Origin of the sequence: Streptomyces sp. NPDC001851 (assembly GCF_040297165.1) — a bacterium.
Classification (GTDB): Bacteria; Actinomycetota; Actinomycetes; order Streptomycetales; family Streptomycetaceae; genus Streptomyces.
The window spans coordinates 121,634-144,549 of sequence record NZ_JBEOYR010000001.1; the positions used below are offsets into that span (position 1 = coordinate 121,634).

Genomic DNA, 22,916 nt, shown 5'->3' on the forward strand with positions numbered 1-22,916 from the left:
TCCGCACCACTACAGGGAGCCACTCGGACATATGGACAGCCTCGCCGCCACCGCGCTGCCCGGCCTCTGGGACCGGCTCACCGGTACCCAGCCCGATCCCGCCCTGTGGGTGGTGCTCGCCACGGCGGCCGCCGCCCTCGCCGTCGTCGTCCCGCACACCCCGTGGCGGATATCCCGCAACGCGATCACCATCGCGCACGAGGGCGGTCACGGTCTGGTCGCGCTGCTCACCGGCCGGCAGCTCACCGGCATCCGGCTGCACTCCGACACCAGCGGCCTCACGGTCAGCCGGGGCAAGCCGTACGGGCTGGGCATGATCCTCACGGCGGCGGCCGGGTACACGGCGCCCTCGCTGCTGGGACTGGGCGGGGCCGCCCTGCTGGCCGCGGGCCGGATCACCCTCCTGCTCTGGGTCGCGACGGCGCTGCTGGTGGTGATGCTGGTGATGATCCGCAACGCGTACGGCGTCCTGACCGTGGTGCTGGCCGGGGGCGCCTTCCTGCTGGTGTCCTGGCTGGCGGGGCCCCAGGTGCAGGCGGCGTTCGCGTACACGGTGGTGTGGTTCCTGCTGTTCGGCGGGGTACGGCCGCCGTTCGAGCTGCAGGCCAAGCGGTCACGCGGAGGGGCCGGGGACTCGGACGCGGACCAGCTGTCCCGGCTGACGCACGTACCGGCGGGGCTGTGGCTCTTCCTGTTCCACGCGGTGTCCCTGTGCTCGCTGATCGGTGGGGGCGGCCGGCTGCTGGAAGGTTGATGCCCGGCCCTCCTTATAAAGTGGGGCTCATGGCCCCAGACACCGCTTCCACCGCCCTTTGGCCCGCCCCGCACGCGAGCGGAGCCGTCGACGCGACGGTCCACGTGCCGGGGTCGAAGTCGGTCACCAACCGTGCCCTCGTGCTCGCCGCGCTCGCGTCCGAGCCCGGCTGGCTGCGCCGCCCGCTGCGCTCGCGCGACACCCTGCTGATGGCCGGCGCGCTGCGCGCGATGGGCGTGGAGATCGAGGAAGGGGTCGGCCCGGACGGCACCGGCGAGGCCTGGCGGGTGCTGCCGACGGGCCTGCACGGCCCTGCCACGGTCGACGTCGGCAACGCCGGCACGGTGATGCGCTTCCTGCCGCCGGTGGCCGCGCTGGCCGACGGCCCCATCCGGTTCGACGGCGACCCGCGGTCGTACGAGCGTCCCCTGCACGGCGTGATCGACGCGCTGCGGCAGCTCGGCGCGCGGATCGACGACGACGGCCGGGGCGCGCTGCCGCTGACCGTGCACGGCGGCGGGGCCCTGGACGGCGGCCCGGTGTCGGTCGACGCCTCCTCGTCCTCCCAGTTCGTGAGCGCCCTTCTCCTCTCCGGCCCGCGCTTCAACCAGGGCGTCGAGGTCCGGCACACCGGCGCGACCCTGCCCTCCATGCCGCACATCCGGATGACCGTCGACATGCTGCGCGCGGTCGGCGCCCAGGTGGACACCCCCGAGTCGGGCGGCGAGCCGAACGTGTGGCGGGTGACGCCGGGCGCGCTGCTCGGCCGGGACCTGACGATCGAGCCGGACCTGTCCAACGCCCAGCCGTTCCTGGCGGCGGCCCTGGTCACCGGCGGCAAGGTGCTGATCCCGGACTGGCCGGAGCGCACCACCCAGCCCGGTGACCGGCTGCGGGAGATCTTCACCGAGATGGGCGGCTCCTGCGAACTCACCGAGTACGGCCTGGTGTTCACCGGTTCGGGTGCCATCCACGGCATCGACGTGGACCTGGGCGACGTGGGCGAGCTGACCCCGGGCATCGCGGCGGTCGCGGCCCTCGCGGACTCCCCCTCCACCCTGCGGGGCGTGGCGCATCTGCGGCTGCACGAGACGGACCGGCTGGCCGCCCTCACCAAGGAGATCAACGAGCTCGGCGGTGATGTCACCGAGACCGCCGACGGTCTGCACATCCGCCCGCGCACGCTGCACGGCGGGACCTTCCACACCTACGACGACCACCGCATGGCGACGGCGGGCGCGATCATCGGTCTCGCCGTCGAGGGGGTGCGGATCGAGAACGTGGCGACCACGGCGAAGACCCTGCCGGACTTCCCCGAGCTGTGGACCGGGATGCTCGGGCAGTAGGGACGTACGTCATGCGCCGCTATGGCAAGCACACCGACGAGGACGACATCCGCAGCCGTCCCAACCGCAAGGGCAACCGGCCGCGGACGAACATCCGGCCCAAGCACGAGGACGCCGCCGAGGGCCTGGTCCTCACGGTCGACCGCGGCCGGCTGACCTGCCTGGTCGAGGACCGGGTCGTCATGGCGATGAAGGCCCGCGAGCTGGGCCGCAAGGCGGCGGTGGTCGGGGACCGGGTGGCCCTGGTCGGCGACATGTCCGGCAAGAAGGACACGCTCGCCCGGATCGTGCGGATCGAGGAGCGCACCTCGGTGCTGCGGCGCACGGCCGACGACGACGACCCGTACGAGCGGGTGGTCGTGGCGAACGCGGACCAGCTGGCGATCGTGACGGCGCTGGCCGACCCGGAGCCCCGCCCCCGGCTGATCGACCGCTGTCTCGTCGCGGCCTTCGACGGCGGTCTGGAGCCGCTGCTGGTGATGACCAAGTCGGACCTGGCCCCGCCGGACAAGCTGCTGGAGCTGTACGGCGCGCTCGACATCCCCTACGTCGTCACCAGCCGCGAGGAACTGGAGAACGGCACCGCGGTGGCCCGGGTGCGCGAGCAGCTGGACGGCAGGATCACCGCGTTCGTCGGGCATTCGGGCGTGGGCAAGACGACCCTGGTGAACGCGTTGGTGCCGGAGGACCAGCGCCGTACGACGGGTCATGTCAACGCGGTGACGGGCCGTGGCCGGCACACCACCACCTCGGCGCTCGCGCTGCCGCTGTCGGGTGGCGCCGGCTGGGTCGTCGACACCCCGGGCGTGCGGTCCTTCGGGCTGCACCACGTGAACCCGTCCCGGGTGATCCACGCCTTCCCGGACCTCGAACCCGGCACGGAGGGCTGCCCGCGCGCGTGCAGCCACGACGAGCAGGACTGCGCGCTGGACGCCTGGGTCGAGGAGGGCCACGCGGATCCGGCGCGGCTGTATTCGCTGCGCCGGCTGCTGGCCACCCGGGAGCGCAGGGAAGGCGACTGACCTCCGCGTTGTTTGGCCGGGTGGGAGGCCGGTAAGTGCATAATCGCACCGAGCCGGAGATCCGGATCAACGGGAGGACCGCACATGGCGTGGCTGCTGGTCATAGTGGCCGGAGTTCTGGAGACCGGTTTCGCCGTGTGCCTGAAGCTCTCGCACGGCTTCACGCGCCTGTGGCCGACGATCGCCTTCGCCTCCTTCGCCCTCGGCAGCTTCGGCCTGCTGACCCTGTCCCTGAAGAAGCTCGACGTCGGCCCCGCGTACGCGGTGTGGACCGGCATCGGCGCGGCCGGCACCGCGATCTACGGCATGGTCTTCCTGGGCGACCTGGTGTCCGCCCTGAAGCTCGTCTCGATCAGCCTGGTCATCATCGGGGTGATCGGGCTCCAGCTGTCGGGTTCCGCCCACTAGGCGCTCGTCACGCGCCCGCTACAGCACCTCCCGCGCCCTCGCGAAGTGGCACGCGGCCCCGTCTCCCGTGAACTCCGGCACCTCGTGCGCACACCGCTTCTGCTCGTCCACCGTGAGCTCGGCGTACAGCGGGCAGCGCGTACGGAACCGGCAGCCGTCGTAGCGGCGGGTCGGGCTCGGGGGATCGCCGGGCAGGAGGATCCGGGTGCGCTGCCGCTCCCGCGCGGGGTCCGGCAGGGGCACGGCCGACAGCAGGGCCTGGGTGTAGGGGTGCCGGGGCCGGGCGAAGACCTCGTCGACCGGGCCGGCCTCGACCGTGCGGCCCAGATAGACGACGCTCACCCGGTCGGCGATGTTGCGGACCACGGCGAGGTCGTGGGAGACGAACAGGTAGGCCAGGCCCAGCTCCTCCTTCAGGCGGCGCAGCAGGTCGAGCACCTCGGCCTGGACCGAGACGTCCAGGGCGGAGACGGGCTCGTCCAGGACCAGCAGCTCGGGTTCGACGGACAGGGCGCGGGCGATGCCGATCCGCTGGCGCTGGCCGCCGGAGAACTCGTGCGGGTAGCGGTCGGCGTGGGCCGGTTCGAGGCCGACCCGGGTGAGGAGTCCGGGCACCCGGCGCGCGATGACGCCCTTGTCGGCGCCCTGGGCGCGCAGCGGCTCGGCGATGATGTCACCGACGGGCATCCGGGGGTCGAGGGAGGCCATCGGGTCCTGGAAGACGATCTGGATCCGCCGGCGCAGGGCCCTGGCCTCGGCCTTGCCGAGCGCGCCGAGCCGCTGCCCGAACAGCTCCACCGATCCCCCTTCGGGCGCGGCGAGTTCGAGCAGTTCGAAGAGGGTGGTCGATTTGCCGGACCCGGACTCGCCGACCAGCGCGAGGGTCTCACCGCGCCGGAGGTCGAGGTCCACGCCGTCGACGGCGTACACGGTGCCGGTGCGGCGCCTGACGACGGTGCCGGTGTGGACGGGGAAGGTGCGGGTGAGACCCCGTACCGTCAACACCGGTTCCCCGGCCGCCGGTTGGGGCCGGCGTGGGGTGTCGATGCGGGGTACGGCGGCGAGGAGCTGCCGGGTGTAGGGCTCGCGCGGACGGTCGAAGACGTCCGTCGCCGCGCCCTGTTCGACGACCCGGCCCTCCCGCATGACGGCGACCCGGTCGGCCATCCCGGCGATGACGCCGAGGTCGTGGCTGACCAGCAGGACGGCAGCGCCGGACGCCCGCTGAGCGGTGCGCAGGACGTCCAGGATCTGCGCCTGGATGGTGACGTCGAGGGCGGTGGTGGGCTCGTCGGCGAGGATCAGGTCGGGTTCGGCCGCCAGCGCCATGGCGATCATGGCGCGCTGGCGCATGCCGCCGGAGAACTCGTGCGGGAAGGCCCTCGCGCGCAGGGCGGGCTCGGGGATGCCGACGAGGTCGAGCAGCTCGACCGCGCGGGAGCGGGCCTGCGCGCGGGAGACGTCCCGGTGGGCGCGGACGGCCTCGGCGATCTGGTCGCCGATGCGGTACACGGGCGTGAACGCCGACAGCGGGTCCTGGAAGACCATGGACACCCGGCCGCCCCGGATCCGGGTCAGCTCCCGCTCGCTCGCGCCGAGGAGTTCGGTGCCGTCGAGCCGTACGGAGCCGCGCGTGGTGGCGTTGCCGGGCAGCAGTCCGAGGACGGCGAGGGCGGTGGCGGACTTGCCCGAGCCGGACTCGCCGACCAGCCCCAGCACCTCGCCCCGTTCCAGCGTCAGGCTCACGTCCCGTACGGCCGCCTCGCCGTCGAAGTCGACGTCCAGGCCGGTCACTTCGAGCAGCGGGGTCATCGGGCCGTTCCCTTCGCGGTCGGGTCCAGGGCGTCCCGCAGTCCGTCGCCGACCAGGTTGACGGCGAGCACGAAGACGACGAGCAGTCCCGCGGCGAAGAAGAACATCCACGGGTAGGTGAGGGCGGCGCCGGTGCCCGAGGCGATCAGCGTGCCCAGGGACACATCGGGCGGCTGCACGCCGAAGCCGAAGTAGGACAGCGCGGTCTCGCTCATCACCGCGCCGCCGACCTGGATCGTCGCGTCGATGATCAGGAAGGAGGCCACGTTCGGCAGTACGTGCCGCCAGATGATCCGGAACGGTCCGACGCCCATGTAGCGGGCCGCCCGCACGAAGTCACGTTCCTTCAGGGACAGGGTCATGGAGCGTACGACCCGCGCGGTGATCATCCAGGCGAAGACGGCGAGCAGCCCGACGAACGCGATCCAGCCCGCGGAGCGCAGCCGGGGCGAGACGATCGCGATGACCAGGAAGGACGGGAAGACCAGGAGCAGGTCGACGAAGAACATCGCCAGCCGGTCGGTCCAGCCGCCGAAGTATCCGGCGCAGGCGCCCGCCAGCGCCGCGAGCCCGGTGGCCAGCACGGCCACCAGCAGCCCGATGACCAGCGACTTCTGCAGTCCGCGCACGGTCTGCGCGAAGACGTCCTGCCCGATCCGGTTGGTGCCCCACCAGTGCTGGGCGCTGGGCGCGGAGCGCAGCGCGCCGTAGTCGATGTGGTCGTAGGACCAGGGCGTGAGGTAGGGCCCGGCGAACGCGAGCAGGAACAGCAGGACGAGGACGACGGCTCCGGCGAGCGCGGACCTGTGGCGCGCGAAGCGGCGCAGGACGAGCGCGGAGCGGCCGGCCGGTGCCCTGGTCGGGATCGCGGTCGGGGTCGTGGCCGGGGTCGTGGTCGTCATGGCGCCCGCCGGATGCGCGGGTCGAGGGCGGCGTGCAGCAGGTCGGCGAGGAAGCCGGAGAGCAGCACGGTGACGGCGGCGAAGACGTTCACGGCGACCACCGAGTTCACGTCGTTCTTGCCGAGGGAGTTCACGAACCACTCGCCCATGCCGTGCCAGCCGAAGATCGTCTCGGTGAAGGTGGCGCCGGTGAACAGGGCGAGGAATCCGTAGGAGAAGTAGGTCGACATGGGGATGAGGGCGGTGCGCAGCCCGTGCCGCAGCAGGACGGCCCGGCGGCCGAGTCCCTTGGCGCGGGCGGTGCGCAGATAGTCGGAGCCGAGGACGTCGAGCATGGTGCTGCGCTGGTAGCGGCTGTAGCCCGCCACGCTGAAGAGGGCGACGGAGAGGGTGGGCAGCAGCAGGTGCACGGACCGGTCCTTCAGGACCGTCCAGAAGCCGCCGTCCACTCCCGGGCTCTGCTCGCCGGTGAACTGGATGAGATCGGTCCCCGTGGTCTGGTTGAACCAGATCGCCCCGGTCTTCAGCAGGACCGCCAGCAGGAACACCGGGGTCGACAGCAGCGCGAAGGAGGCGACGGTGACCGCGCGGTCGCTGGGGCGGTACTGCCGTACGGCGGTCCAGGCGCCGACGAGCACTCCGGCGACCGTGCCGAGGACGGTACCCGCGAGCAGCAGCCGCAGGCTGACCCCGATCCGCCGCCCGAACTCGGCGTTGACGGAGGTGCCGTCGATGGTCTCGCCGAGGTCGCCGTGCAGGAGGACGCGGTCGGCCCAGTGCAGGAAGCGGTTTCGAAGGGGCTGGTGGTCGTTGACGCCGAGCGCGGTGAGGTGGTGGTCGACGGCGGCGGGGGACAGCGGTGGCTGCCGGCCCGCGTAGTAGGCGCGCGGATCGAGGGCGAGCGAGGCCAGCAGATACGACAGGCAGACGGCGGCCAGCAGCAGGACGGCGTGATAGCCGAGGCGTTTGACCAGGTAGAGGGGCACGCATGAAATGGTCCAGTCCTCTTGTTGCGGAATTATGAAGAGAACATGTCAGTAATCGGGGAGCTCTCCCCTGCCCGGCCTGCGGCGTCCTACGTTCGGCGCATCCCCTCGTCGCCCCTCACGGAGGACACCGACATGCGTCCCATCCCCGCCGCCTGGATCGCCGCCACCGCGGCCACCGCGCTCCTGGTGACCGGCTGCGGCTCCTCGGGCCAGGACCACGCTCCGAAGAAGGCGGCGCCCAGGGCCGACGGCCAGGACATCAACGCCCGTCCGCTCGCCGAACTGCGTCAGGGCGGCACGCTGAGGCTGGCGATCGACCAGTGGATCACCCAGTACAACATCAACGACGTCGACGGCCAGCAGGGTGACGCCCAGGAGATCATCAAGACGGTCCTGCCCGACCTGTTCGACTCGGACGCCGAGGGCGCCCACCACGCCAACCCGGAGTTCCTGGTCTCGGCGAAGGTGACGTCCACCCGTCCGCAGACGGTCGAGTACGACCTGAACCCGAAGGCCAGGTGGTCCGACGGCAAGCCGCTGAGCTGGCGCGACTTCCGCGCCCAGTGGCAGGCGCTGAACGGCGCGGACAAGGCGTACGAGGCCGCCGACACCAGCGGGTACGACCAGATCGCCAAGGTCGAGCAGGGCGCCGGCGCGCACGCGGTCAAGGTGACCTTCAAGACGCCGTACGCCGACTGGCAGCGGCTGTTCGACCCGCTGTACCCGGCGCAGTACTACGACACCCCCGGCAAGTTCACCAAGAGCTGGGCCGGGCGGACGCCGGTCTCCGCGAACGCCTTCAAGGTCGGGCGGTACGACAGGACCGCGCAGACCATCACGCTCGTCCCGGACCCCAAGTGGTGGGGCCCGAAGCCCAGGCTGGACTCGATCGTCTACCGCGTCCTCGACTCCTCCGCGCGCCCCGACGCCTACCTCAACCATGAGATCGACTACACCACCGCGCTGCTGCCGGAGGACTACCAGCGGCTGGTCAAGGCGCCGCAGACGGACATCCGGCGGGGCGCGCGCTGGGACGAGGTGCACATCACGCTCAACGGCGGCCGCGGACCGCTGAAGGACCTGCGGGTACGGCAGGCGGTCCAGCACGCCGTCGACCGCAAGGGCATCGACGAGGCCTTCGCCAAGGACCTCTCCTTCGAACTGAAGCCGCTCGGCAACCACTTCTTCATGCCCAACCAGAAGGGCTACCGGGACACCTCCGGCGGGTACGCCGACTTCGACCTCGCCAAGGCGAAGCGGCTGCTCGACGCGGCCGGCTGGAAGGACAACGGCGAGGGCAGGCCGCGCACCAAGGGCGGCCGGCAGCTGACCCTCGACTACGTCCTCAGCGCCGGCGCCACCGCCGCCCAGACCGACCAGGCCGAGCTGGTGCAGCAGCAGCTCGCGCAGGCCGGGGTGAAGGTCGACCTGAAGAAGGTGCCGGCGAACGACTACTTCAACCAGTTCGTCAACCGCGGCAACTTCGACCTGACCAGCTTCCGCAACGTCGACGCCGTCTACCAGTCCATGCTCACCCCGGTCTTCGTCCAGCCGAAGAACGGCAACCTCTTCCAGAACTTCGGCTCGGTCGGCTCCCCGAAGATCGACGCGCTGCTGAGGAAGGCGGGGGAATCCACCGACCAGGCGACGGCGGCCGCCCTCTACAACCAGGCCGACACCGAGATCTGGCGCCTCGCCCACTCCATCGAGCTCTACCAGCGCCCGCAGATCCTCGCCGTCCGCTCCGGCCTGGCGAACTTCGGGGCGGAGGGGCTGGCGGACATCGACTACACGAAGGTGGGGTGGCTGAAGAAGTAGCCCGGCGTCCGGAAGGCCTCGGAACCACACCGGCCACCGGGACGACCACGCGGTCCCGCACCGGCCGCCGGGACGACCGCTCCGGATCACACCGGCTGGTGCGGAAGCACCGCCCGGACCAGCTCCGCCACACCACCCTCGCCCGGCGGGGCCGGGGCGGGACAGTTCGGCGGTGTCTGCGGGAGTCGCGGCGGGGCCCGCCAGGGCGCTGACCCCGCGGTCCCGCACCAGCCGCCGGGACGACCGCTCCGGATCACACCTGCTGGTGCGGAAGCACCGCCCGGACCAGCTCCGCCACACCGCCCTCGCCCGGCGGGGCCGCGACGCAGGACAGGGCCAGGCGCACGACCAGCTCGCAGGGGCCCGTCAGCTCGGCGGTGGCCGCGGGGGTCGCGGCGGGGCCCGCCAGGGCGCTGACCGCGCGGTCCCGCACGGTCCGTACGAAGTCGCGCGGCGTCGGCAGCGGCCCGTCCGCGCGGCGCTGCGCCGGAACCGAGGAGGAGGACGGCACGGCGGCGAGCGGCGGGGCGGGCAGCCGTTCGCTCCAGCAGCCGGTGAGCATGGCCCGGATCAGCGCGTTCTCCCGCGCGGCCGCACTCGTCCACTCGACCACGGCGGTGAGCCGCTCCCCCGGCTCGCCCGGCCCGGCGAGGGCCCGCTCCACTCCGGCGAGGTATCCGTCGGCCTCCCGCCGCACCAGCGCCCGCGCCAGCCCGTCCTTGCTGCCGAACTCGTTGTACAGGGTCTGCCGGGACACCCCGGCCGCCGCGGCCACGTCGACCATGCGCACCGTGGACCACGGCCGGCGCGCGAGGGCCGTGTAGGCGGCGTCCAACAGGGACTCCCGGGCAGCAGGCATCCTCGCCTCCCCGACACAGAGCGGCTCTGCGCCCAGATTTGACGCGCTTGTATGCACTGTCAAGGGTTCGCGGGGGTTCGGCGGGCGCACTTCCGCCAGGCGAGGCGGGGCACCCCGACACCCCCCGCCCTGCTGGCCCCGTAGCAGCGGCGGCAGATACCGTTCCTCACATGCCGGACTATCTCGACGACCTGCGCCTCGCCCATGTCCTCGCGGACGCCGCGGACGCCGCCACCATGGCCCGCTTCAAGGCCCTCGACCTGAAGGTGGAGACGAAGCCGGACATGACCCCGGTCAGCGAAGCGGACAAGGCAGCGGAAGAACTCATCCGCGGCCAGCTGCAGCGCGCCCGCCCGAGGGACGCCATCCTCGGCGAGGAGTACGGCGTCGAGGGCACGGGCCCCCGCCGCTGGGTGATCGACCCCATCGACGGCACCAAGAACTACGTCCGCGGCGTCCCCGTCTGGGCGACCCTCATCGCCCTGATGGAAGCCGGCGAGGACGGCTACCAGCCCGTCGTCGGCGTCGTCTCCGCCCCCGCGCTGAGCCGCCGCTGGTGGGCCGCGAAGGGCTACGGCGCCTTCACCGGCCGCAGCCTGACCTCCGCGACCCGCATCCACGTCTCCCGTGTCGGCAAGCTCGCGGACGCGTCCTTCGCGTACTCCTCCCTCTCCGGCTGGGAGGAGCGCGGCCACCTGGACGGCTTCCTGGACCTGACCCGCGAGGTGTGGCGCACGCGCGCGTACGGGGACTTCTGGCCCTACATGATGGTCGCCGAGGGGTCCGTGGACATCTGCGCCGAGCCGGAGCTGTCGCTCTGGGACATGGCCGCCACCGCGATCGTCGTCACCGAGGCCGGCGGCACCTTCACCGGCCTCGACGGCCGCCCGGGCCCGCACAGCGGCAACGCGGCCGCGTCCAACGGCCTGCTGCACGACGAGTTGCTGGGGTATCTCAACCAGCGCCAGTGAGACACGGGTGAAGCCTGCGCACGCCCCCAACTGGCGTCGCGCGCCCTCTTGTTGACCCGTCCTTTGCCTGTCACCCTGATCCCACCCCCACTTGTGAAATTGTGAATCCCCTCGTGACCGCGGGGATTCGTAGGAGGTGGCCCCTTCCATGCTCGTCCGAGACGCCATGAGCACGGCGATCCTCACCGTCGGCCCCGCCCACACCCTCCGCCAGGCAGCCACTCTGATGTCCGCCCGCCGTGTCGGCGCCGCGGTGGTCCTCGACCCGGACGCCGGCGGCATCGGCATCCTCACCGAACGCGACATCCTGAACTCCGTCGGCCTCGGCCAGAACCCGGACACGGAGCACACGCACGCCCACACCACCACCGACGTCGTCTTCGCGGCCCCCTCCTGGACCCTGGAGGACGCCGCTCGCGCCATGACCCAGGGCGGCTTCCGGCACCTGGTCGTCCTCGACCGCGGCGAGGTCGCCGGCATCGTCTCGGTCCGCGACATCATCCGCTGCTGGGCCCCGGCCCGGCAGCCCGCCCCGGCGCTCTGAACACGCGGAACGCCTGAACACGCGGAACGGGCCGGACCCCGAGCACCAGGGGATCCGGCCCGCCCGGCAGCACGGGACGTGCCGCCGCTTCAACCGCGCCGGCTCACCCGCGCCGGCTCAGCCGCGCAGCGCCTGCACCGCCGCCTCCAGCCACTTGCCGAAGCCGGCGTCGGCGTTGCGGAAGTTGCCGATCGCCCGCTCGACGATGTCCTCACGGGAGACCCCGGAGATGGCACCCGCCAGGTTGGCGACCAGCCGCTCCTTCTCCTCCTCCGACATCAGCCGGTAGAGGTTGCCCGCCTGCACGAAGTCGTCGTCCTCGGCGTGCACCGGCGTCGGGTGGTTGCCCGTGGAGCCGTCGACGGAGGTGGACAGCCACAGCGGCCGGCCGGTCTGCCGCGGCCCGCCGAAGCTGTTCGGCTCGTAGTTCTTGGTGCCGCCGTGCCGGCCGTCGTACAGGAAGCCGTCACGGGAGTTCGTACGCGCCTCGGTGGCGTGCGGACGGTTCACCGGCAGGTGGTCGGCGTTGATGCCGACGCGGTAGCGGTGCGCGTCGCCGTACGCGAAGAGACGCCCCTGCAGCATCTTGTCGGGCGAGGGACCGATGCCCGGCACGAAGTGCGCGGGGCTGAAGACGGACTGCTCGACCTCGGCGAAGACGCTCCGCGGGTTGCGGTTCAGCTCCAGCCTGCCGATCTCGACGACCGGGTAGTCCGCGTGCGGCCACACCTTGGTCAGGTCGAACGGGTTGAAGCGGTACGTCGCCGCGTCCGCCGCCGGCATGATCTGCACGCCCACGGTCCAGCTCGGGAACTCCCCGCGCTCGATCGCCTCGCGCAGGTCGCGCTGGTGCGAGTCGGGGTCCTTGCCCGCGAGGACCTCGGCCTCCTCGGCGGTGAGGTTCCTGATCCCCTGGTCGGTCTTGAAGTGGTACTTGACCCAGAAGACCTCGCCGGACTCGTTGTTCCACTGGAAGGTGTGCGAGCCGAAGCCGTCCATGTGCCGGTACGACGCCGGGATGCCGCGGTCACCGAACAGCCAGGTCACCTGGTGGGTCGACTCCGGGGACAGCGACCAGAAGTCCCACACGTTGTCCGGTTCCGTGGAGCCGGTGTACGGGTCGCGCTTCTGGGTGTGGATGAAGTCCGGGAACTTGATCGCGTCCCGGATGAAGAACACCGGGGTGTTGTTGCCGACGAGGTCGTAGTTGCCCTCCTCGGTGTAGAACTTCAGCGCGAAGCCCCGCGGGTCGCGGACGGCGTCCGCCGCGCCGAGGTTGCCGGCCACCGTGGAGAAGCGCAGGAAGACCTCGGTCTCCTTGCCGACCTCGGAGAGGAAGGCGGCGCGGGTGTACGGCGTGACGTCGGCGGTCACCGTGAAGGTGCCGTAGGCGCCCGCGCCGCGTGCGTGCACGACCCGCTCGGGAATGCGCTCCCGGTTGAAGTGGGCCAGCTTCTCCAGCAGCAGCTGGTCCTGGACGAGGACCGGCCCGCCGACGCCCGCCGTCTCGCTGTTCTGGTTGTCGGCGACCGGAGCACCGGCCTCCGTGGTGAGCGGTCCCTGCGTCACGTGCGCCTCCTGCGTCATCGCTGACTACTCCTGTCCCAGTCCTGCCCTGTGGCCAAAGCCGTCACCGATCCTACATTGGACTAGATCTAAGTCAAACAACGTTCCAAAGTCACACCTGTTCCCATCCTGGTACGCCTTCCTGTTAGGCTGGTAGCTATGAGCGACCTTCTGGAACGGCTGCGTGGACGCGGATGGCGGATGACCGCGCAGCGGCGCGTCGTGGCCGAGGTCCTCGACGGCGAGCATGTGCACCTGACAGCCGACGAGGTCCACGCGCGGGCCGTCGCCAAGCTGCCCGAGATCTCCCGGGCGACCGTCTACAACACCCTGGGCGAGCTGGTCTCACTCGGCGAGGTGCTGGAAGTCACGACGGACAGACGGGCCAAGCGCTACGACCCGAACGCGCACCAGCCGCACCATCACCTGGTCTGCGCCCACTGCGGCGCGATCCGCGACGTCCGCCCGACGGGCAACCCGCTCGCCGATCTCCCCGACACGGAGCGCTTCGGCTTCACGGTGTCGGACGTCGAGGTGACGTACCGGGGACTGTGCCCGGACTGCGCGAGCGCCTGACACACCCTTTTCCCGAGCCCCGGCCCACGCCGGGGCTTTTTCGCACGCCCACGGAAACGGCCAAGGGCGGAAACGACCGAGGGCCGGAACCCAATTGGATTCCGGCCCTCGGCCTTCAGTAGCGGGGACAGGATTTGAACCTGCGACCTCTGGGTTATGAGCCCAGCGAGCTACCGAGCTGCTCCACCCCGCGTCGGTGAACACGACATTACGTGAGGGAGGTCGACGGAAGCAAATCAGTTCCCCGGGACGTGGCCGGGCTCACTTGTTCACGCCGAAAGTTCCTCCCGCAGCGCGTCCCGCAGCCGCCCCGCCCGCTCCGCAACTTCCGCCGGCCCCAGCGCGACCGCCCGATCCGCCCACTTCTGCCCCTCCGCCAGCTCGCCGCGACGCGCGTAGACAAGGGCCAGCCGAAGAGCCGCCCGGCCATGCCCCGCATCGGCCGCCCGCGTCCACCACACCGCCGCCTCCGGCTCACTGCCCTCCCGTGCCAGCAGCAGCCCCAGATTGAAGGCGCCGTTGCGCGACCCGGCCTCCGCCGCCGCCCGGTACCACCGCGCCGCCTCGACCACGTCCCCGCGCGCCGCAGCGAGCATGCCGACCCGGACCTGCGCCCGCCGGTGCCCCTGGGTCGCCGCCCGCTCGTACCACTCCTCGCACTCGGTCTTCTCGTGCACGATCTCGCCCAGCTCGTGCGCCGGCTCCGGCGGCCGGCGCGCGTCGAGCAGCGTGGCCAGCCGGTACGCCGCCTCCGCGCTGCCCGCGCCCGCCGCGCACCGCAGATGCCGTTCGGCCTCCTGCTCGTCACCCTCGCGCAGCCTGGCGATGCCGACCTGGAGCGCCGCCTCGGTGTGCCCGGCGGCGGCGGCCCGCTCGTACCAGCGCAGCGCCGTCGCCTCCTGGCCACGCCCGGCGTAGAGGATCCCGAGGTTGAACGCGGCGTCCACGCTCCCGGCCTCGGCGGCCTTGGAGAACCACGGCTCGGCGCCGGTGGTGTCGCCGCCCTGGAGCAGCAGGATGGCGAGCGCGTTGGCGGCCTCCCGGTGCCCGGCGTAGGCGGCCCGCCGGTACCACTGCTCGGCCTGGGCGGTCCGCCCCTGCTCGGCGCAGAGCAGCCCGAGGTTGTACGCGCCGTTGTCGTCACCGGCGTCCAGTGCCGCCCGGTACCAGCGCTCGGCGGTCTGGGTCTCGCCGCGCTCGGCGTGCAGCGCGCCGAGCGCGTTGGCCGCGTTGCCGTCGCCCTCCTGGGCGGCGCGCAGCCACCACACGGCCGCGCTCTCGGTGTCCCCGGCGTCGCGCAGCAGGAAGCCGAGCGCGCAGGCGGCCCGCGGCTCGCCGTCCTTGGCGGAGGTCAGGTACCAGCGCCCGGCCTCCTTCAGCTCTCCGCGCTTCTCCAGGATCGCGCCGAGGTGCAGCGCGGCGCGCCGGTGTCCGCGGGCGGCGGCCTGCCGGTACCACTGTTCGGCCTCCGCGACAGCGTTGTCACCCCCGCTCTCGTCCTCGCGCCCGGCTCTGGGGTCGAGCGCGCGGGCGAGCCGGTAGGCGGCCTCCCGGTGGCCGCGCTCGGCCGCGGCCCGCATCCAGTGCTCGGCGCCGACGTCCCCGCGGTGCTCCAGCAGGTCGGCGAGCGCGTAGGCACCGAGGACATGGCCCTGCTCGGCGGACTGGCGCAGCCAGTACTCGGCGGCGGGCTCGTCCCCGCGCTCGCGGTGGTGGCGGCCCAGCGCGTGCGCGGCGGCGGCGGACCCGGCGACGGCGGCGACGCGCCACCAGCCGGCGGCCTCCTCCGGGTAGCCGCGCTGGTGCAGCAGGACACCGAGGTTGTTGGCGGCGGCCCGGTCGCCGGCCGCGGTGGCGGCCCGCAGATGGGGCTCGGCTCCGTCGAGGTCGCCGCGGCGCAGCAGCAGGGCTCCGAGGACGCTCGCCGCCTCGGCGTCGCCGCTCTGCGCGGCCAGCCCGAGGCGTACCTCCTCCGCGGCGTCCCCCATGTCGCTCAACTCGTCCCGGGACGGCTCTTCACCGGCAGACTGCACAAATCGCCCCGACTCGAACAGAGTTGCCTTGTCCCCCATAACGTCCATCGTCGCACCACCTGCAACCTGGGTACACCCGGTATACCGCAGCCCGTGAGGTCACTTCAGCGTTTTGTCGACATGCCCACAGGGAGACAAGTCAAACACACACCACTCGACTCCCCACGGCGGCGCGGCCGTCCCTCCCCTCTGTACATGAGTTCGCACACCACGAAGGCCCGGATCCCTTGGGATCCGGGCCTTCGACTGCAGTAGCGGGGACAGGATTTGAACCTGCGACCTCTGGGTTATGAGCCCAGCGAGCTACCGAGCTGCTCCACCCCGCGCCGTTGCCCGGTAACCGTACCACGGCGCGGAGGGGGCTTGATCAACTCTTCTTGTCACCGCCGGACCGGCCGGCCTTGGCCTCCGCGTCCTGCGCCCGCTTCAGCGCCTCGCTCAGGTCCTTCTGGGCCTTGTCGTACGCGATCCAGTCCGGTCCGTCCCGCAGGGCCTTCTGCCCGGCGTCGTAGGCCTTCTGGGCGTCGGCCAGGGCCTGCTGGACGGTCGGGTTGGCGGACGTGGGCGGCGTGGTGGTGCCGGTGTCCGGCGGGGTGGTGGTCGCCCCCTGCGTACCGAAGACCTTGTCGAGGGCCTCGCCGAGGGTGTTCTCGAACGCCGTCCTGCCCTCGTAGGTGACCAGCACCTTGCGCAGCAGCGGGTACTTCAGTCCGCCGCCGCGTACGTACACCGGCTCCACGTACAGCAGTCCTCCGTCCAGCGGCACGGTCAGCAGGTTGCCGTACTCGACCTCCGAGTCGCCGCCCTTGAGCAGCTTGATCGCGGCGGCGATGTCCTGTTCGGAGTTGAACTGGCTCTGCACCTGTTTGGGCCCGTCGACCGTCGTGCTGGTCGGCAGTTTCAGGATTCTGATCTTGCCGTAGTCGCTGCTGCCGGCCTCGGAGTCGACCGACATGAAGGCGCTCAGGTTGTAGCGGCCGTTGGGGGTGAACGTCGTCGACAGCGAGAACGCCTGGGTGCTCTGGTCCGGCATCTTCATGCTCAGGTAGTACGGCGGCACCGCGTTGCCCGACTTGTTCGTCGGATCGTTCGGCACCTGCCACACCTCGCTGCCGGTGAGGAACGTCTGCGCGTCGGTCACGTGGTAGCGGGTGAGCAGCTCGCGCTGGACCTTGAACAGGTCCTGCGGGTAGCGCAGATGGGCCATCAGCTCCGGGGAGATCGCCGTGCGCGGCTGGACCGTGCCGGGGAAGGCCTTCATCCAGGTCTTCAGCACCGGGTCCCGGGTGTCCCACTCGTAGAGCCTGACCTCGCCCGTGTACGCGTCGACGGTCGCCTTCACCGAGTTGCGGATGTAGTTGACCTGGTTCTGCTGGGCCACCACCGCGCGGTTGTTGTTGGCGGCGGTCAGCGAGTCGGCGGTCGTGTCCCCGAGCGTGGTGCGGGAGGAGTACGGGTAGCCGTTCGACGTCGTGTAGGCGTCCACGATCCACTGGATACGGCCCTTGACGACCGCCGGATAGGCGTCGCCGTCGATGGTCAGCCAGGGGGCGACCGCCTCGACGCGCTCCTTGGGCGTGCGGTTGTACAGGATCCGCGAGCCCTTGCCGATCGCACCCGAGTAGAGGATCTGCGGCTCGTTGAAGGCCACCGCGTACGCGGCGCGGTTGAGCGGGTTGTCGAGGTCGACGCCGCTCTTGCCGGCGTAGCTGGTGGTCTTCTCACCGCTGTCGTCGGAGTAGTCGATCTCCTTCTGGGGACCGCCGACGATGGAGTAGGTGGTGGTCTTCTCGCCGTAGTAGATCCGCTGCTGGTACGTGGGCAGCTCGCCCCGGGACGGCAGGTCGTACTCGGTGAAGACGGGCTGGCCCTGGGAGTCGGCCTCGGTGCCCTTGGCGGCGACCACGCCGTAGCCGTGTGTGTAGCGGAAGTGGTCGTTGATCCAGTTGTTCTTCGGGACGCCGTCCAGGTTCAGCTCGCGCAGGCCGATGACCGTGTCCTGGTCCTTGCCGTCCTTGGCGGTGCTGTACCGGTCGACGTCCAGGTTGGTCGGGAACCCGTAGTAGTTCTTCATCTGCTGAAGCTGCTGGAACGTCGGCGAGACGATGTTCGGGTCCATGATGCGGATGCTCGCCGCGGCGTCGGCGTCGGCCCGCAGCTTGGCCTTCTCCGCGGCCGTGGCCTTGTCCGAGGCCGCGGACTTGCCCGCGTACTCGGTGACCTTGGTGTCGTCGATGCCGTACGCCTCGCGGGTCGCCTTGAGGTTCTTCTGGACGTACGGGGCTTCCTTGGCCTGCTCGTTGGGCTGGACCTGGAACTTCTGCACGATCGCCGGGTACAGGCCGCCGATCAGGATCGCCGAGAGGACCATCAGACCGAAGCCGATCACCGGCAGCTGCCAGGTGCGCCGCCACAGCGTGGCGAAGAAGAGCAGCGCGCAGATCACCGCGATGCAGAACAGGATCGTCTTCGCCGGCAGATAGGCGTTGGCGTCGACGTAGCGCAGGCCGGTCCAGTCGTCGGTGGCCTTGAAGTCGCTGGACTTGACGGCCAGGCCGTACCGGTCGAGCCAGTAGGCGACCGCCTTCAGGGCGACGAAGAAGCCGAGCAGCACCGACAGGTGCCCGGTCGCGGCGGCGGTGGCGCGCGCGCCGGGACTGGTGACGCGCAGCCCGCCGTACAGGTAGTGCGTGAGCGCGGCGGCGATCAGGCACAGGACGGCGGCGGCGAAGCCGAAGCCGAGCAGGAAGCGGTACCAGGGCAGGTCGAAGGCGTAGAAGGAGACGTCGAGGTGGAACTGGGGGTCCTTCTGGTGGAAGGGCACGCCGTTGACCCACATCAGCCAGGTCCGCCACTGGCCGGCCGCGGAGGCGCCGGCGATCAGCCCGACGAGCGCGGTGACGGCGAGCAGCAGCCACCTCTTGTACGGCGCGATGCCCATCCGGTAGCGGTCGAGGCTCTGCTGCTCCATGGACATGGCGCTCAGCGGGGGCCGCAGCCGGTGCGCGAGCCAGATGTTGACCCCCACGGCGACCGCCATCAGCAGACCGAAGACGAAGAAGAGGCCGATCTTGGTCCACAGCACGGTCGTGAACACGGACGAGTAGTGCACCGACCGGTACCACAGCCAGTCCGTCCAGAAGCCCGCGAACATGGTGAACGCCATGCCGAGGACGGCCAGGACGCCCAGTGTCATGAGCAGGGTCCTCGCCCGCCGGGACGGACGGCCCGCTCTGATCCGCGGCCCCGTCGGGCCCCCGCCGCGGTCCGGCATCTGGAAAGCCAAGGTGCGCACCTCGAAGTTCGCTGTCGATCCGTCAGGCCCTCGTGTTCGCGGGCCCTCGGTTGCCCCCCGTGATCGCGGGCCAACACCTATGCAACTTACTCAGGCACCGCTCGGTTCCCGATTCCGGCGGGGAACCAGGCAGGATTGTGACCATGTCCAACACTCCCATGGCAGCGAGCCCGCTCACCCGGGCCGTACTCGAGATCGACGAGTACGTCTCCGGCCTCGGCTGGGACCAGCCCGCTCGCCTCTTCGCCCTTGTCGACACCGCACGGCTGCGGGCCCAGGAACCCTCGCTCGCGGCCCAGCTGGGCCTGGACGGGGACGAGTCCGAGACCGCCGGTCTCACCCCGATCGAGCAGGACGAGATCCCGTCCGGCAAGCCGCTGGACGAGTTCCTCGGCACCATCGCCTGGCCCGACGCGGTGGTCGGCTGCGCGCTCTCGGTGGAGCGCCTGATGCTGCCGCCGTCCGCCGAGGCGCAGGTCCCGCAGAACCTGAGCGAGGCCAAGCTGGCCAGGTGGGTCGCCGAGCACCCCGAGCGCCAGGAGGTGCGCATGACGGTCGCGGTGCTGCGGGCCGGCGGCCGCGAGTCGGCGCTGCGGCTGCGCGAGAAGGACTCCCCGACCGAGGTCCTGACGGGCCCGGACCTGGTCCCCGGCCTGGCGGACGCCCTGGCGGCGACGTTCGAGGACTGATCCCGCCCGGTGCGGTACGGCGATGGGGGCGCCCCCGCTCTGCGGGGCGCCCCCAGCCGTGTCACACGCGGGTGCCGGTCAGCCGTTGGTGGTGCACCTGGGCAGCGCCGCGGTGTCGCCGCTGCGGATGTCCTTCAGCGCGTCGAGCGCGTCCCCGATCGTCTTGACCTTCACCAGCGTGAGCCCGCTCGGGGTGTCCTTGGCGGCGGCCGCGCAGTTGTCGGCGGGCGTCAGGAAGTACTGGGCGCCCTTGTCGCGCGCGCCGACGGTCTTCATGTCGATGCCGCCGATCGGCCCGACGGTGCCGTTGTCGTCGATGGTGCCGGTGCCGGCGACGAACCTGCCGCCGGTCAGGCTGCCCGGGGTCAGCTTGTCGTAGATGCCGAGGGCGAACATCAGGCCGGCGCTCGGCCCGCCGACGTCGGCGAGCTTGATGTCGATGGTGAACGGGAAGGTGTGGTCGGTCCCGGCGGAGATCCCGACGACGGCCCGCTTGGCGCCGCTGTCGTCGGAGGTGGTCGTGGTGATGGTGACGTCCTGGGTCTTCGTCGCCGTCCTGTGCGCCTTCTCGGCGGCGACCTGCTCCTTGGCCGGGACGACGGTGAACACGACCTTCTGCCCGGGCTTGTGCCGGGTGACGAACCTGGCCACGTCGGAGGGCTGCTTCACGGCCGCACCGTCGACGGCCTTGATCACGTCACCGGCGTGCAGCCTGCCCTCGGCCGGTGAGCCCTTGACGACGGTGGAGACGATCACCCAGGACTTCACGGGGACGCCCAGCTCCTTCAGGGCGGCGACCTTGGCGCTCTCCTGGGACTGGCTGAACTCCTCGGCGTTCTCCTGGGTGGACTGCTCCTCGGTCTTGCCGTCCGGGTAGAGCGTGTCGTGCGGCACGATCTTGCTGTCGTGCGCCAGCCAGCCGTAGACCGCCTCCACCAGGTTCATCCGGAAGTCCGCGCTGGTCACCCGGACCGTCGTCATGTTCAGGTGACCGTCGGCCGGGTATGTCTTGTGCCCGGTGATCTGCAGCACCGGCTCGCCGTCGTGGTCCCCGAGCGTGTTCACGGTCGGGCCGGGAGACATCTCCGCGTACGGCACGGGGATGAGCACTCCCGCGCACAGGAGCGCGATCAGCATCAGGGTGGAGGCGAGCATCGTCGCGGTGCGGCGTGGCATGCCACGACAGTACGGGACGCCTGTGTCAGCGGACCGTCAGGGCACCCGTCACGCGCCGCCGGCGCCCGTGCGGGACCGCTCCATGGCTTCGCGGAACCGGGCATAGCCGTCCAGCTCGGGGCCGTCGCCGCGCACCTTGCGTGTTCTGTTGGCCCAACTGCCCCACAGTCCGCCGCCGATCGCAGCCAAGAGCGGAATCAGCAGCCAGACAAGCGCCCCCATGCCGACCTCCCAACGCCCTGAGCGTCCGCAACTGACTGATCAGCAGATTAACCATCCGCACTGACAACGCTCACGCCAGGGGGCCGGTTACGCAAGTCGGGGGGTACAGATGCCCCGAGTGACGGAGTCGGCGGGCTCCCACCCGCCCTCCCGTCGCCCGGCCGCCCTCCTCAACGAGGGCGCTACGCGCCGACCCATTCGTCGGTCCCGTCCGAGAACTTCTGGTGCTTCCAGATGGGCACCTCGTGCTTGAGGTCGTCGATCAGCTTGCGGCAGGCGTCGAAGGCCTCGGCCCGGTGCGGACACGCCACGCCGACGACCACGGCGAGATCCCCCACGTCCAGGTCGCCCACGCGGTGCACCGCGGCCAGCGCCCGCACCGGATACTCGGCCACCACCTTCTCGGCGATCCGCCGCATCTCGGCCTCGGCACTGGGGTGGCAGGAGTACCCGAGCGCGTCCACATCGGCGCCCCCGTCGTGGTTCCGCACGGTCCCCACGAACAGCGCCACGCCCCCGGCCGCGGCGTCCCCGAGGGCCTGGAAGACCTCGTCCACGGAGAGCGCGGTCTCCCGGACACCGATCAGCTTGATGGGATCCTGCGCCGCCTGCTCACCGGGGTGCTCGTTCGCATGTGCCATGCCCCCATCGTGCCGCACGCCTGTGACACCGAGGAATACGAGATTCACCAGGCACGCGCGTGGAGCGTCTTGGAGGCTCGTACGACGTGAGGACGCATCGGACGGGCCCTAGCGTCGCCGGGCCTTCCGGGCCCGCCGGACCACAGCGGCAGCGCCCAGCAGGGCCACCGTCGCCCCCGCGGCCCCCGCGGCCGTGGCGTCCTTGCGCCCCAGCCGCCGCCCCGCCACCGTATGCCGCCCGGAAACCTCCTCCAGCAGCTCGGCCAGCACCTCTTCGTTGGTCCACCGCGGCCGCCACCCGGCGTCGTGCAACCGGCTCCCGCTGACCACCCACGGGTACATCGTGTACGCCAGGTCCCCCGCCGGAGACGGTGTGAGCCCGATCCGGTGCAGCCGGGCCGCCGCGCCGAGCGCCACCGCCGAGGGCAGCTCCATCCGCCGGATCCCGCTGAGCTCCTCGACCTCCTCCTGCTCCAGCCACCCGTCGCAGCCGACGGCCAGTTCCCCGTCGACCTTCTCCAGGACGGCGTACTCCAGGGCACTGCACAGGTCCTCGACGTGGCAGAACTGCCACGCGGGCCGCGACCCGGCGACGACGAGCAGCCGCGGGGACTCGAAGTACCGGGTCAGCGCGGTGTCCGTGCCGCCGACCAGCACCGCGGGGCGTACGACGGTGACGTTCAGCCCCGGATGCGCCCGCGGCGCGCGCCGCGCCAGCCGCTCGATCTCCAGCAGGTCCCCGACGCCGGTGGCCTCGGCGGTCGCCCGCAGCTCGGCGTCCTCCGAAAGGGGCAGCTCGTTGTCCGGCAGCGCGCCGTAGACCATCGCCGAGGTGCACAGCACGACCCGGTGCACGCCGGCCGCCGCGGCGGCCGTGAGGACGGTCTGCGTCCCCCGGACGTTGTAAGCGGTACGAGCCGCCGGATCGGTTTCCAGATCGAGATCGAGCGCGAGGTGGACGACCACGTCGGCGCCCCGTAGCTTGTCCGCGATGGCGGGGTCGCGCACGTCGAGGATGTGCCAGGTGGCATCGGCGCACTCGCCGCGCCGCTCGTCGATGGCGATGACCTGCTTGATCTCCTCGGAGGCGGCCAGCCGCTCGGTGAGCAGGGCACCGACCCCGCCGGCGGCTCCGGTGACCGCGACGACGGGTCCGCGCACGGCGGGTGTGGACGGGGTTGAGGGGTTTCGCGCTGCGCGAACCTGCGGATCTGGGGAACTCACCGGGCGTCTCCAGCGGTTGTCTTCAGTACGAGCGCGAGTGACGCGTACGTACCAGGTGCATCCATCCTG

20 protein-coding genes and 2 tRNA genes are annotated in these 22,916 nt (G+C 71.4%); 9 read left to right on the forward strand and 13 right to left on the reverse strand.

The annotated features are described in order from the left end of the window. Window positions 1-31: 31 nt before the first annotated feature. The 4 genes from ABT171_RS00565 to ABT171_RS00580 all read left to right on the forward strand — a co-directional run bounded on the left by ABT171_RS00565 (window position 32) and on the right by ABT171_RS00580 (window position 3,530). A complete protein-coding gene (locus ABT171_RS00565) occupies window positions 32-754 on the forward strand; it encodes a M50 family metallopeptidase (RefSeq protein WP_351238203.1) in 723 nt (240 codons plus the stop codon). 29 nt (window positions 755-783) lie between these two features. Beyond that, window positions 784-2,100: a 3-phosphoshikimate 1-carboxyvinyltransferase gene (gene aroA / locus ABT171_RS00570; RefSeq protein WP_351238205.1), complete on the forward strand. Its 1,317-nt coding sequence runs from the start codon at window positions 784-786 to the stop codon at window positions 2,098-2,100. Between the two features lie 11 nt (window positions 2,101-2,111). After that, window positions 2,112-3,122, forward strand: coding sequence for a ribosome small subunit-dependent GTPase A (rsgA, locus tag ABT171_RS00575; RefSeq protein WP_351238207.1), 1,011 nt, complete (start codon window positions 2,112-2,114; stop codon window positions 3,120-3,122). An 84-nt stretch (window positions 3,123-3,206) separates the two neighbouring features. Next, entirely contained in the window at window positions 3,207-3,530 is a 324-nt protein-coding gene (locus ABT171_RS00580; protein ID WP_351238209.1) for a DMT family transporter, read from the forward strand. Window positions 3,531-3,548: 18 nt separating this feature from the next. Here ABT171_RS00580 and ABT171_RS00585 read toward each other — a convergent pair whose 3' ends face one another. Genes ABT171_RS00585 through ABT171_RS00595 form a run of 3 tightly spaced genes read right to left on the reverse strand, consistent with a single transcriptional unit; the run spans window position 3,549 to window position 7,230 of the window. Continuing rightward, window positions 3,549-5,342 (reverse strand): ABC transporter ATP-binding protein, encoded by a 1,794-nt coding sequence (locus ABT171_RS00585; RefSeq protein ID WP_351238212.1) that lies wholly within the window; start codon window positions 5,340-5,342, stop codon window positions 3,549-3,551. Then, window positions 5,339-6,244 (reverse strand): ABC transporter permease, encoded by a 906-nt coding sequence (locus tag ABT171_RS00590; RefSeq protein WP_351238214.1) that lies wholly within the window; start codon window positions 6,242-6,244, stop codon window positions 5,339-5,341. Before ABT171_RS00590 ends, ABT171_RS00585 begins: the two co-directional genes overlap by 4 nt. Continuing rightward, complete coding sequence (locus ABT171_RS00595; RefSeq protein WP_351238216.1) at window positions 6,241-7,230, reverse strand: ABC transporter permease; 990 nt, start codon at window positions 7,228-7,230, stop codon at window positions 6,241-6,243. The genes ABT171_RS00590 and ABT171_RS00595 overlap by 4 nt, the downstream gene beginning before the upstream one ends. 135 nt (window positions 7,231-7,365) lie before the next feature. Between ABT171_RS00595 and ABT171_RS00600 the strand changes: the two genes are divergently transcribed. Beyond that, entirely contained in the window at window positions 7,366-9,051 is a 1,686-nt protein-coding gene (locus ABT171_RS00600) for an ABC transporter family substrate-binding protein (protein WP_351238218.1), read from the forward strand. Between the two features lie 253 nt (window positions 9,052-9,304). On the opposite strand, the gene ABT171_RS00605 is transcribed toward ABT171_RS00600, so the two are convergent. After that, window positions 9,305-9,910 (reverse strand): TetR/AcrR family transcriptional regulator, encoded by a 606-nt coding sequence (locus ABT171_RS00605; RefSeq protein WP_351238220.1) that lies wholly within the window; start codon window positions 9,908-9,910, stop codon window positions 9,305-9,307. Window positions 9,911-10,080: 170 nt separating this feature from the next. Between ABT171_RS00605 and hisN the strand changes: the two genes are divergently transcribed. Next, complete coding sequence (hisN, locus tag ABT171_RS00610; protein ID WP_351238222.1) at window positions 10,081-10,881, forward strand: histidinol-phosphatase; 801 nt, start codon at window positions 10,081-10,083, stop codon at window positions 10,879-10,881. Between the two features lie 148 nt (window positions 10,882-11,029). After that, a complete protein-coding gene (locus ABT171_RS00615; RefSeq protein ID WP_351238224.1) occupies window positions 11,030-11,425 on the forward strand; it encodes a CBS domain-containing protein in 396 nt (131 codons plus the stop codon). 117 nt (window positions 11,426-11,542) lie between these two features. Here the strand turns inward: ABT171_RS00615 and ABT171_RS00620 are convergent, their stop codons facing one another. Beyond that, entirely contained in the window at window positions 11,543-12,994 is a 1,452-nt protein-coding gene (locus tag ABT171_RS00620; RefSeq protein WP_351238226.1) for a catalase, read from the reverse strand. Between the two features lie 156 nt (window positions 12,995-13,150). Between ABT171_RS00620 and ABT171_RS00625 the strand changes: the two genes are divergently transcribed. Beyond that, window positions 13,151-13,567 carry a Fur family transcriptional regulator gene (locus ABT171_RS00625; RefSeq protein ID WP_351238228.1) on the forward strand — a complete coding sequence of 139 codons (417 nt, stop codon included), beginning with the start codon at window positions 13,151-13,153 and terminating at the stop codon, window positions 13,565-13,567. Between the two features lie 119 nt (window positions 13,568-13,686). Here ABT171_RS00625 and ABT171_RS00630 read toward each other — a convergent pair. The 4 genes from ABT171_RS00630 to ABT171_RS00645 form a co-directional block, all read right to left on the reverse strand. After that, a tRNA-Met gene (locus ABT171_RS00630) sits at window positions 13,687-13,760 on the reverse strand. A gap of 76 nt (window positions 13,761-13,836) precedes the next feature. After that, the gene (locus ABT171_RS00635) at window positions 13,837-15,648 is read right to left on the reverse strand and encodes a tetratricopeptide repeat protein (protein ID WP_351238230.1); all 1,812 of its coding nucleotides are present in this window, start codon (window positions 15,646-15,648) and stop codon (window positions 13,837-13,839) included. A 204-nt stretch (window positions 15,649-15,852) separates the two neighbouring features. Then, a tRNA-Met gene (locus ABT171_RS00640) sits at window positions 15,853-15,926 on the reverse strand. Window positions 15,927-15,967: 41 nt separating this feature from the next. Continuing rightward, the gene (locus ABT171_RS00645; protein ID WP_351239079.1) at window positions 15,968-18,874 is read right to left on the reverse strand and encodes a UPF0182 family membrane protein; all 2,907 of its coding nucleotides are present in this window, start codon (window positions 18,872-18,874) and stop codon (window positions 15,968-15,970) included. Window positions 18,875-19,038: 164 nt separating this feature from the next. On the opposite strand from ABT171_RS00645, the gene ABT171_RS00650 reads away from it, so the two are divergent. Next, on the forward strand, window positions 19,039-19,584 hold the full coding sequence (locus ABT171_RS00650; protein ID WP_351238232.1) for a PPA1309 family protein: 546 nt from the start codon (window positions 19,039-19,041) through the stop codon (window positions 19,582-19,584). 78 nt (window positions 19,585-19,662) lie between these two features. Here the strand turns inward: ABT171_RS00650 and ABT171_RS00655 are convergent, their stop codons facing one another. The 4 genes from ABT171_RS00655 to ABT171_RS00670 all read right to left on the reverse strand — a co-directional run bounded on the left by ABT171_RS00655 (window position 19,663) and on the right by ABT171_RS00670 (window position 22,847). Beyond that, window positions 19,663-20,760 carry a YlbL family protein gene (locus ABT171_RS00655; protein WP_351238234.1) on the reverse strand — a complete coding sequence of 366 codons (1,098 nt, stop codon included), beginning with the start codon at window positions 20,758-20,760 and terminating at the stop codon, window positions 19,663-19,665. A gap of 48 nt (window positions 20,761-20,808) precedes the next feature. Further along, window positions 20,809-20,982 (reverse strand): hypothetical protein, encoded by a 174-nt coding sequence (locus ABT171_RS00660; protein WP_351238236.1) that lies wholly within the window; start codon window positions 20,980-20,982, stop codon window positions 20,809-20,811. Between the two features lie 182 nt (window positions 20,983-21,164). Continuing rightward, on the reverse strand, window positions 21,165-21,623 hold the full coding sequence (locus ABT171_RS00665; protein WP_351238238.1) for a molybdenum cofactor biosynthesis protein MoaE: 459 nt from the start codon (window positions 21,621-21,623) through the stop codon (window positions 21,165-21,167). 108 nt (window positions 21,624-21,731) lie between these two features. Beyond that, window positions 21,732-22,847, reverse strand: a complete 1,116-nt coding sequence (locus ABT171_RS00670) for an SDR family oxidoreductase (RefSeq protein WP_351238240.1) — start codon at window positions 22,845-22,847, stop codon at window positions 21,732-21,734. Between the last annotated feature and the right edge of the window lie 69 nt (window positions 22,848-22,916).

What these genes read in the sequence shown, in the direction of transcription:
- ABT171_RS00565 (WP_351238203.1), top strand. Translation starts at nt 32, where the DNA reads ATGGACAGCCTCGCCGCCACCGCGCTGCCCGGCCTCTGGGACCGGCTC.
- aroA (WP_351238205.1), top strand. Translation starts at nt 784, where the DNA reads ATGGCCCCAGACACCGCTTCCACCGCCCTTTGGCCCGCCCCGCACGCG.
- rsgA (WP_351238207.1), top strand. Translation starts at nt 2,112, where the DNA reads ATGCGCCGCTATGGCAAGCACACCGACGAGGACGACATCCGCAGCCGT.
- ABT171_RS00580 (WP_351238209.1), top strand. Translation starts at nt 3,207, where the DNA reads ATGGCGTGGCTGCTGGTCATAGTGGCCGGAGTTCTGGAGACCGGTTTC.
- ABT171_RS00585 (WP_351238212.1), bottom strand. Translation starts at nt 5,342, where the DNA reads ATGACCCCGCTGCTCGAAGTGACCGGCCTGGACGTCGACTTCGACGGC.
- ABT171_RS00590 (WP_351238214.1), bottom strand. Translation starts at nt 6,244, where the DNA reads ATGACGACCACGACCCCGGCCACGACCCCGACCGCGATCCCGACCAGG.
- ABT171_RS00600 (WP_351238218.1), top strand. Translation starts at nt 7,366, where the DNA reads ATGCGTCCCATCCCCGCCGCCTGGATCGCCGCCACCGCGGCCACCGCG.
- ABT171_RS00605 (WP_351238220.1), bottom strand. Translation starts at nt 9,910, where the DNA reads ATGCCTGCTGCCCGGGAGTCCCTGTTGGACGCCGCCTACACGGCCCTC.
- hisN (WP_351238222.1), top strand. Translation starts at nt 10,081, where the DNA reads ATGCCGGACTATCTCGACGACCTGCGCCTCGCCCATGTCCTCGCGGAC.
- ABT171_RS00615 (WP_351238224.1), top strand. Translation starts at nt 11,030, where the DNA reads ATGCTCGTCCGAGACGCCATGAGCACGGCGATCCTCACCGTCGGCCCC.
- ABT171_RS00625 (WP_351238228.1), top strand. Translation starts at nt 13,151, where the DNA reads ATGAGCGACCTTCTGGAACGGCTGCGTGGACGCGGATGGCGGATGACC.
- ABT171_RS00635 (WP_351238230.1), bottom strand. Translation starts at nt 15,648, where the DNA reads ATGGACGTTATGGGGGACAAGGCAACTCTGTTCGAGTCGGGGCGATTT.
- ABT171_RS00645 (WP_351239079.1), bottom strand. Translation starts at nt 18,874, where the DNA reads ATGCCGGACCGCGGCGGGGGCCCGACGGGGCCGCGGATCAGAGCGGGC.
- ABT171_RS00650 (WP_351238232.1), top strand. Translation starts at nt 19,039, where the DNA reads ATGTCCAACACTCCCATGGCAGCGAGCCCGCTCACCCGGGCCGTACTC.
- ABT171_RS00655 (WP_351238234.1), bottom strand. Translation starts at nt 20,760, where the DNA reads ATGCCACGCCGCACCGCGACGATGCTCGCCTCCACCCTGATGCTGATC.
- ABT171_RS00660 (WP_351238236.1), bottom strand. Translation starts at nt 20,982, where the DNA reads ATGGGGGCGCTTGTCTGGCTGCTGATTCCGCTCTTGGCTGCGATCGGC.
- ABT171_RS00665 (WP_351238238.1), bottom strand. Translation starts at nt 21,623, where the DNA reads ATGGCACATGCGAACGAGCACCCCGGTGAGCAGGCGGCGCAGGATCCC.